Source organism: Marinobacter sp. 1-3A (genome assembly GCF_016597775.1).
GTDB lineage: Bacteria > Pseudomonadota > Gammaproteobacteria > Pseudomonadales > Oleiphilaceae > Marinobacter > Marinobacter xiaoshiensis.
This window is the reverse complement of sequence record NZ_VCGZ01000022.1, coordinates 1-8,600: the sequence shown is the minus strand read 5'-3', so window position 1 is coordinate 8,600 and position 8,600 is coordinate 1. Positions and strand designations below refer to the sequence as shown.

Below are 8,600 nucleotides of genomic sequence, written 5' to 3'. Positions count from 1 at the left end.
CTCAGAAGTGAAACAGGCCTGCGCCGATGGTAGTGTGGCATTTGCCCATGTGAGAGTAGGTCATCGTCAGACTCTTAAGTCCAAACCCCAGCTTCTTGCGAAGCTGGGGTTTTTTTATGCCCGAATTATGACCGCTCGCACAGTTGCAGTTCGAACATATCGTTACAGTACGTTAAGGAAACTGACAAATAAAAAAACAATGTCAGTACTGAAGGTGCATTCGCTTTTACACCGCAGGAATGCCCTCAGCTTAACAGCACGTGTGCAGCGGAACTATTATGAGTAGATTGGTAGCAGCGCTTACCTTCTCCACCCTGTCTCTGGGAGTAAGTGCCGACTTGAATCCAATTGCTGATGAACACCTGTCGGAGGTTATCGGCCAGGCTTTTATCTCAATCGATCGTGATTACCATCCCGATGCCTCTACCGCTTATACGAGAATCAATCTCGGAATGGATATAGAGGTTCAAACAAATATTGATACGCTTGAGCTCGGCCGCTATGAGCGGGATGGAGAAAAGCCGGGTACGTCAGACGTACTCATTAATAATTTTGCGCTAGGTTACATCCAGAACGATAAGTTCTTTCAGGACAACCCGGAAGTCCCGGAAATGTATAAAGCCGATGGAACGGCTTATGCTGAAAATGAAGTCGTCCCCTTCTTTATCGAGAACCCCTTTATTGAATTTGCCTTTGATCAGCAGACGCAAGAAGTTATCGGCGTGCGACTGGGATTTGGCGATGCCATGGGTATATTGTCTGCTGATATTGAAACGTTAACCGGCAATGTAAACGTGATGATCAAAGACGTGGGTGGGGCAATGAAAAATGCCAAGCAAGAAAATCCAACGATATCCGATCAGTTAATTCATTTCCTTACTCCTATTCTCGAAAAAAATAACGCACTGGAAACCAAGGCGCGATTGGTTGATGGCGACCCTAATTCGCCAACTTACGGCGAGATCGATGAGATCAGATCAGAACATATTGGCGTTCCTGATGGTGAAAGGTTTGTACTTGAGGGTGCTAGCACGTTTGCTCGCCTGTTTATGAAGGATCTTTTGGCACCGGGTTCAAGCTCTAAAATAGAAGTTCCAGGTTGTAATAACCTGTTTGACTGTCCGGAAGGCAATATCGAAGTTATTGCAATGGATTGTAAGGTTCTCTCTATACAATCCTGTTTCGATTTGGGGCAATATCGATCATTCGCGGTGGGCGAGTTGGGACAAACTAACGGCGAAAGAAGTGTTGTTGCTCCCGTTGCAGGTGCTTTTATGTCTTTCCAGACCAGGGCGGTAGAGTGGGTTAAAGATGTAAAGCAGGGAAAAATGACCGAAGCTGAGTTTTTGCAAGCAACCAGTGGTGCTTTCTTCAACATCCCGAATGGTGCGACAGAAGTTAACCTGGGCGAGGCACTTAATGGTGTGCCTCGGTATCGATCTGAATACATAGATCGCGGTAGGGGACTCTTTTAATGACCTTCACAAACGTTCGCAAGATTGCTCTTGAATTTGTGATATCACGGAGCTTGCTTCTGGGAGTGATGCTCGGATGGCAGGCTGTTGCTTTAGCAGAACTCCAATCGCTTGATGATGGACAGTTATCCAAAGTTGATGGTGCGGGCATTGGGCTTGTGCTCGATAGCTTTACGTTTTCCCATGGCACTGACAAGCCGGACCAAAGTGGTGAGCAGGCGAGAGTCTTCAGAATTTCCGGAATTAAAAGTACCGATGGCCAAGAAGTCGATATCACAGTAAACCACTTATACATCGCTGGTGCCGACAGCAACTATGGCCAGAATCTTTCGCCGGTAAACTTGGGACGCCTGATGAACCCATGGAGCATTGATGTCCTAAACGGGGATGATATAGGCATTCCCAATAAAGCCGTCCTTGAGCTTGCGGCATCCACCAAGGTGCCAATGGCAGAGGGTTTTGATTGTATGGGTGGCTCTGCTGCAGCGGGATCCGGTACATGCTCAAGCCGGCCTGCCACTGCTGACTGGAGGGGAGAGCGTGCGGACATTGGTATGCAAATGAACGTCGCAGTTGGCGCGGATCGCTCGTCCAATCTCAACTTTCATGCGCGCAGTGCGGTCATTGATGGCAGCTATATCAGGCTTTGGGGGGATGGTGAGCGCAAGCAAATGGCTGGTGAGTTTCGCTTCAACCTCTATTCCCCTGAATTCTCAATTAACGCATGTTCGCTCGATGGGGTCACATGCGGCTCCCGCATAACAATGTCTGACTTTGCATTGGAGCTTGCAATCGGCAATCGGTACCAGCCGATCTTTTTCGATGTTGATGGAAGCGGAAACTTCATACTTGAAGTTGACACCATAGCAGCACCCCCCACGGGGCACATAGCTGCAAGTGGGAAGCGGGATGGCAGTAATGCAGCGACCTGGGATTTCTACAACGATTATTACTCGAATCCTGAATATCGCAGTAATTTGCACATAGGTAACTTTAGTGTGGGGGCCAAAGATTTTGGCCCGGCGCGCATGGAGGGCATGCTGATTCAGCATCTCAAGATACAAACCAAGGACTTAGCGCTATGAGCCAACGCCTGCTGAGTTTAAGGAATCGTCTATCTTTCGCTTTTGCTTTAAGTTTCCTGTCCCTGATTGCCGCAGCTGAGATGGCTCCCTTGGAAGATGATGTGCTCTCGGATGTTTCAGGCCAGGGTGGTATTTACCTGTCTGGGGATGTGAGCATCAACGCGCTGGGTGGGCCGGTCGAGAACAGCTACTTCGGGAGTTGTGATGATGTAACCAGAAAGTGTGGGGCCAGAATAGCGTATCGGCTAAAAGAAACAGGCGGTTGGTTGGTTCTCGATGAGCTCCGGGGCGGTTTTGCCTTTGAAGGCCTGACACTGGGGATGCGAACAATAGATACGGGCTTTGGTGGTGATGGTGCGCTCTTCAATGGTGACGTGCTGGAGCTAGGCTTGCCAAATATCGTTCGTTTCGACGATGTCCGGTTCAAGATTGCAGCTAGCAGCACGCCCAGACCGACGGATCTTGGGTTTCAGCAAACAGATATATTCACAGTTGAGATGCAGGGCGATGTAATCATGGAAGGCAACCTGCTGGTCTTCCCAACGGGAAATCCATAAAGGGTGGTGCTATGAGGATCGATAAAGGTCGGGACTACATTCTTGTTATCCATTTTGGGCTGTTGTTTCTGGGCCTGGCATCGGCTGCATCTGCGGGAATGAAGAGTCTTGATGATTCAGAGCTCGCCTCAGTTAGCGGGCAAAGCGGCATTACGCTGGAGATGGATCTGGGAGTAACTGCAGACAAGGTCACCTACTATGATGATGGCAAGGGTATTCACCTGGAAGGGTTTCGCGTGGGCTCTGCTTCTGATCCAAATGGCTCAGCGCATCACGTAGTAAAGGTTGATATAGGTGCAGATGCATCACTGAACCTTGGTTACCTGGTTGAAGATCGCAGGATCGAATTTGGTGATATTCGACTCGCGGGTGCTCCGGGCCTGAGTATGGGTGGTGTCTTTCTTGATCACTCTCTTGAGGGCTATGTGAATATAAAACAGGGTGGTGCCACGGGCGGCGCGGGCTATACCTTTGATACTGCGTACACCATGACCGGAGGGCGTTTAGGCTATAGGACCAATGGTAACGAATTCTTTCTCGATGGTATTACGATGGATGTTGAGGCTTTGGGTATAACGCTGGATGTGGTTGGCGATACGCTCAAGCTGGGTGCACCCAGAATTGTTGGTAACTGGAAAGTAGAAGCCATTCGATACAGTGGAAATGCACTGAATCATGGCGTTAGCACTGATGCAGGGTCGGGTGCATTACTACCCTCCTATGGTGGGATAAGTGGTGAGTTCGATCTGTCTTCAAACTCGGATATCAGGGCCGGCGGCCGCGAGGGTGAGGGGTTACGGTTTGACAGCCAGACTACTATTCACAGTGCCTCCTTTCTCTATCATGACGACGCTAATGTCCTTGCTCTCAGAAACATCACTGGGTATCTGAACGTGCAAGATTTGCGGCTTGATGTTGCGACTGACTGGAATAACAGGCCGGCCTTGGCCTTGACCCTGGGAGCAATGGCTGGCGAATTTAACGTTGGTACCATTGAAATGGGCGCCAACAACAAAAGTATCGGGGAGGTCAACGCGAACTTCCTGTTCCAGGATCATTCGTACAACGGGAATAGCTACACGAACGCAATCTATTTGCAGGGCGGCGGGCACGCAGAAGCAGGGCCGCAAGGTATGCGCCTGGCAACAGAATGGAGTTTGGCTAATGCAGATATAAGCTACACAGAAGATGGCAATCGTGTGATTTTCAGTGGTCTTCAGTCTTGGGGGCGAGGTGACGTTGTTCTGAATGTTACCCGGGAAGAGGTCCGTGGCGGTACGCAGTTCTTTGATGGCCTTCGAATCGGGTTTGAGAATGTAACAGCCGGTTATCGGATCAATGGACTCAAGGTTGGTAGTGACGATGCGCAGCTTCAGGGCGGTACAGAGCTACTCCTTGCCCTTGGCTTCTATCCATCCTACGAATTTGAACTAGATGGTCATATTACGCTTGGAGCCGGCGGCGCAAGCGGCGAAGGAATAACGGTCAACTCAGACATTCGCATAAGGAACGGTAAGGCCGCAATTATAGCTGACGCTTACGACAAGGGTAGGGGCGAGATTAGCCAGAAGGGCTTGTGGATCAGTGAGCTTGAGTACGATGCTCATGTGCGTGGTATGACCATCGATGCAACGGCCGATGGCCTGGAAATGGTCACGGCAGAGTCATGGGGCACTATGGATATTGGAAATCTCAGGGTCGGTGATAAGAGTGCTGGAGGCAGTCTTGGCAGGTTTGTGGTCCAAAGCTATGAGCTTGGAAGCAGCATGGCTATTCTCCCGGGTGGTGCGGGAGATGTGTGCGCGGGCGGAGCTGGCACTACGCAAATGGTGTGCGAAGCCTCAGGTGGTATTTGGGAAACCAGGGGGGAAGAAGGTGTTACAGTTCGCTTGAAGCAAATACTTGCCAGAGCAGACGGGAATAAAAAGAATGCTTTTTCTTGGGAGACCAATAGAGAGTTGGACTCCAATGGAAATCCAGTTAATGGCACGGGCGCCAGCGTGCTGTTAAATGATATTTATACCAGTGATGGTGGGGATTTTGATGGTGACGGTGTAGACGATAACACCTTCGGTATTCGTACAGATCTCGCGGTAGATGTATATCAAACCAAGGTCGTTAAGAAGCAAGACGGCCCCGATTTGCTTGGTGTTGTGGGAGCAAAAGGCGATGAGAAAATCATGGATGCTTCGGCGGCTCAAGGCTATCGGTATGTCAGCAACCCAACCCAGGGTGATTTGGCTAATCGCCCGTTAGGCTTCGCGGTCAAGGCCCAAAGCCAGTTCAAAGAACTATCCATAAACAACATTGATCTTATTCACCCCACAGGTGGCGCTCAAACGGCTGTTTACGGCGTCATGATGCAGAATTTTGACATCAGGGCTAACCTGACAGCGACACCGATTCCTTGACTGCAGTGGCGGCCGTGCTTTTACTGTACCGGCCGCCAGTTTTGCTTTTTTGCTCTCTCCTGGTGTTTAATCCGCCGGTACCTAATCTTCCGGCCGGATAATATCTGATGAAACTCAAAGCCCTTGTTGCCCTTCTCAGTGATGGACAGGTTCACTCTGGTGAATCTCTCGCCCAAGAGCTGGGCGTGAGTCGCACAGCTATCTGGAAGCAGGTGAAGCGTCTAATGGATCGTGGTTTTGAGGTGGCGAGTATTCGTGGCCGTGGTTACCAACTGGTGTCTCGGGTTGATTTGCTGGATTCGGCCATGATCCTCGCCCACCTTGATGAAGAGTTGGCGGCGAGGATTGATTTGAGGGTTTGCGATGAGGTGGATTCAACTAACGCTGAAGTTCTCAGGCAGGTTGCGGAAGGTTGTGGAAGCAAGCTCCCTATATCCATTGCCGACTGCCAGACGGCTGGGCGCGGCCGAAGAGGTCGAAGCTGGCAGAGCCCGCGAGGTGAGAATCTATATCTGAGCATGGGGCTTGTCTTTCACGGCGGCTTTTCGGTTCTGGATGGGCTTAGTCTGGTGTTTGGGGTTGCTGTTGCTGAAGCGCTTGAGATGCTGGGTGTGACGGGTGTTGGTTTGAAGTGGCCAAATGATATATTTCTACCGGCGGGAAAGCTGGGAGGCATCCTTGTGGAGCTGCAAGGTGAGTTGCAGGAGGGTGTTGTGCGGGTGGTTGTAGGTATTGGAATCAATGTGCATATGCTTAAAGCTGGTGGCGTTGATCAGCCCTGGAGTAGCCTGGCGAGCGCGTGCCCGGACACCGAATGGACGAGAAACCGGGTGGCGGCAGCGGTTATTGGTGCAGTGGCTGATGCTGCAGATGATTTTTCGAATAAGGGCTTTGGTGTATTCCGTGAGCCTTGGCAAAAGCGTGATATATACAACAATCGCCTTATCCAGGCAAAGGATGGGGAGTTGAAGGGTGTTGGCAACGGTATTGATGGTAGCGGCAACTATTTACTTGTAACTTCCGATGGGGGGGTTGTCCCCATTCGTGCCGGTGAGATCAGCTTGCGGGTAGCTCCATGAGGCTGTTGATCGACGCTGGGAACTCCAGGCTGAAATGGCGCCTTGAGGAGTCTGGGCAGGTTTTCGATCAGGGAGTAGGTGTTACTGCCGATGTCGACCCTCTGCCAGGATTCTCTGCAGCTGAAGGGAGTGTTTCCAGGGTGGCAGTTTCTACTGTCGCGTCAGAATCAAAGAGGGTAAGCCTGTTCAAGCATCTGTCCAGCCGATTTGACGCGCCGGTCACCTTCTACTGGGCGGAGGCTGTCAGAGGTGGGCTAAAAAGTGCGTATAAAGACTGCAGTCAAATGGGTGCCGATCGCTGGCACGCTATGTACGGGGCTTGGCAACGGCGCAATCAGGCATTCTTGGTGGTTGACGCTGGCAGCGCGATAACCGTTGATTATGTCGACTCTGAGGGGCGGCACCTTGGGGGGTTTATTTTGCCAGGCCTGAATATGATGCGTCGCAGTTTGCAAGTGGACGCAGCTCGAATAGATTTTGATCCCAGTCAGGTTTTGAATACAAGTCTTGGGGTGAGCACAAGCGAATGCGTTAATCACGGTATTGCATGGCTGTCTGAGGCGCTGGTTGAGCGGGTCAGGCGCGACTGCATAGCTCTCGGTATCAGCGATATTCTGGTTACTGGAGGCGACGCCGAGAGACTCCTCCAGCTTGGGTTGGTTGCAGAGTTCCGCCCGTCTTTGGTAATGGACGGGCTTGGTCTTATAGATGCAGAGGCCCATGCAGAATGAAATGGCTGGCCTTGGTATTGGTTGTTATCAATTTTTGTGTTTGGCAGCTGAGTGATTACTCCAAAGTGGCTAGTCAGCCTGGTTCCGCTGTGAGTGGGAGTCTGCCGAGAGTAACAAGCCTCAAGGTTCAGAAAAATGCCGTCGTTGCTTCGGAGCCAGTCTCTAATGAGTGGGTGTGTGTCAGGGTGGGCTGGATAAAGAGTGTTGAGGTTGCGGAGGCTCTTGGTGCCCACTCAGTTTTTTCCAGAACTCAAAGTTTGTCCCTGGAGAAGGTCGAGAGGCCATTGCCGTCATTGCACTGGGTTATCATACCCCCTCAGCCCCCGGCAGCGGCATTGGAACAGTTCCGGGATATGCAGCGGCGAGGCGTAGATTCGTATCTGGTGACTGAGGGTGAGAACAGAAACGCGATCTCACTTGGTTTGTTTGAGTCTCGTAGCGCAGCAATATCCGTGCTGGAAGAAAAAAAACGCAAGAATTTTAACGTGGTACTAGTCAACTTCGACCGAAATCAGATAAGCTACGCGCTCGCTTTTGAGGCTGAGTCAAATCTTGTAGAAGAGATGGTTCAGGCGGTAGAAGCGGATTATGGGGCGGAATTTGACTTTGTTGAGGTCAACCGTTGCGAGGGTGTTGCAACTCGCGAAAATAATCCGTAGTATACCGCCCTCGCTGAACAAGCGAATGTGAGCTGGCGTAGCTCAGTTGGTAGAGCAGCTGACTTGTAATCAGCAGGTCGGGGGTTCGATTCCGTCCGCCAGCTCCACTTTTTTGTTGTGACAGGCGTGTAGCACTGCGTCTGACTCGGAGGGGTTCCCGAGTGGCCAAAGGGATCAGACTGTAAATCTGACGCGAAAGCTTCGCTGGTTCGAATCCAGCCCCCTCCACCACTTAATTGCTCGCGGGCATCGTATAGTGGCTATTACCTCAGCCTTCCAAGCTGATGACGCGGGTTCGATTCCCGCTGCCCGCTCCAATTTGATTTGCAATGCTCATGTAGCTCAGTCGGTAGAGCACATCCTTGGTAAGGATGAGGTCACCGGTTCAACTCCGGTCATGAGCTCCACTATTTATCCGGTCAACGTTACTATCCAGGTTGATTAGGGGGATTGGTCGAATGTCTAAGTCTAAGTTTGAAAGAATTAAGCCACACCTTAACGTGGGCACTATTGGTCACGTTGACCATGGTAAGACGACTCTGACCGCTGCTCTGACTCGTGTATGTCACGAAGTTTGGGGCACAGGTTCTGCGAGTGCATTCG

Annotated in this window: 9 protein-coding genes and 4 tRNA genes; all 13 read left to right on the top strand. The window is 51.0% G+C overall.

All coding sequences use genetic code 11. The annotated features are described in order from the left end of the window. A partial coding sequence (locus FE848_RS18820; protein ID WP_227715459.1) for a hypothetical protein occupies positions 1-286 on the top strand: 286 nt, incomplete at its 5' end. Then, a complete protein-coding gene (locus FE848_RS18320) occupies positions 279-1,475 on the top strand; it encodes a hypothetical protein (protein WP_200205319.1) in 1,197 nt (398 codons plus the stop codon). The genes FE848_RS18820 and FE848_RS18320, both read left to right, overlap by 8 nt. Next, positions 1,475-2,560, top strand: coding sequence for a hypothetical protein (locus FE848_RS18315; protein ID WP_227715043.1), 1,086 nt, complete (start codon positions 1,475-1,477; stop codon positions 2,558-2,560). Before FE848_RS18320 ends, FE848_RS18315 begins: the two co-directional genes overlap by 1 nt. Further along, on the top strand, positions 2,557-3,117 hold the full coding sequence (locus FE848_RS18310; RefSeq protein ID WP_200205317.1) for a DUF6160 family protein: 561 nt from the start codon (positions 2,557-2,559) through the stop codon (positions 3,115-3,117). The genes FE848_RS18315 and FE848_RS18310 overlap by 4 nt, the downstream gene beginning before the upstream one ends. 11 nt (positions 3,118-3,128) lie before the next feature. After that, a complete protein-coding gene (locus FE848_RS18305) occupies positions 3,129-5,528 on the top strand; it encodes a DUF6160 family protein (protein WP_200205315.1) in 2,400 nt (799 codons plus the stop codon). Between the two features lie 107 nt (positions 5,529-5,635). Then, a complete protein-coding gene (locus FE848_RS18300) occupies positions 5,636-6,607 on the top strand; it encodes a biotin--[acetyl-CoA-carboxylase] ligase (RefSeq protein WP_200205313.1) in 972 nt (323 codons plus the stop codon). Continuing rightward, on the top strand, positions 6,604-7,338 hold the full coding sequence (locus FE848_RS18295) for a type III pantothenate kinase (RefSeq protein ID WP_200205311.1): 735 nt from the start codon (positions 6,604-6,606) through the stop codon (positions 7,336-7,338). The genes FE848_RS18300 and FE848_RS18295 overlap by 4 nt, the downstream gene beginning before the upstream one ends. 335 nt (positions 7,339-7,673) lie before the next feature. Continuing rightward, a complete protein-coding gene (locus tag FE848_RS18290; RefSeq protein ID WP_227715458.1) occupies positions 7,674-7,997 on the top strand; it encodes a hypothetical protein in 324 nt (107 codons plus the stop codon). 31 nt (positions 7,998-8,028) lie between these two features. Further along, a tRNA-Thr gene (locus FE848_RS18285) sits at positions 8,029-8,104 on the top strand. Between the two features lie 40 nt (positions 8,105-8,144). Beyond that, positions 8,145-8,228: transfer RNA gene (locus FE848_RS18280), tRNA-Tyr, on the top strand. Between the two features lie 11 nt (positions 8,229-8,239). Then, a tRNA-Gly gene (locus FE848_RS18275) sits at positions 8,240-8,314 on the top strand. A gap of 14 nt (positions 8,315-8,328) precedes the next feature. Then, a tRNA-Thr gene (locus FE848_RS18270) sits at positions 8,329-8,404 on the top strand. Between the two features lie 51 nt (positions 8,405-8,455). Further along, the coding region (locus FE848_RS18265) for a GTP-binding protein (protein ID WP_227715045.1) at positions 8,456-8,600 on the top strand (145 nt) is incomplete at its 3' end.

What these genes read in the sequence shown, in the direction of transcription:
- FE848_RS18320 (WP_200205319.1), top strand. Translation starts at nt 279, where the DNA reads ATGAGTAGATTGGTAGCAGCGCTTACCTTCTCCACCCTGTCTCTGGGA.
- FE848_RS18315 (WP_227715043.1), top strand. Translation starts at nt 1,475, where the DNA reads ATGACCTTCACAAACGTTCGCAAGATTGCTCTTGAATTTGTGATATCA.
- FE848_RS18310 (WP_200205317.1), top strand. Translation starts at nt 2,557, where the DNA reads ATGAGCCAACGCCTGCTGAGTTTAAGGAATCGTCTATCTTTCGCTTTT.
- FE848_RS18305 (WP_200205315.1), top strand. Translation starts at nt 3,129, where the DNA reads ATGAGGATCGATAAAGGTCGGGACTACATTCTTGTTATCCATTTTGGG.
- FE848_RS18300 (WP_200205313.1), top strand. Translation starts at nt 5,636, where the DNA reads ATGAAACTCAAAGCCCTTGTTGCCCTTCTCAGTGATGGACAGGTTCAC.
- FE848_RS18295 (WP_200205311.1), top strand. Translation starts at nt 6,604, where the DNA reads ATGAGGCTGTTGATCGACGCTGGGAACTCCAGGCTGAAATGGCGCCTT.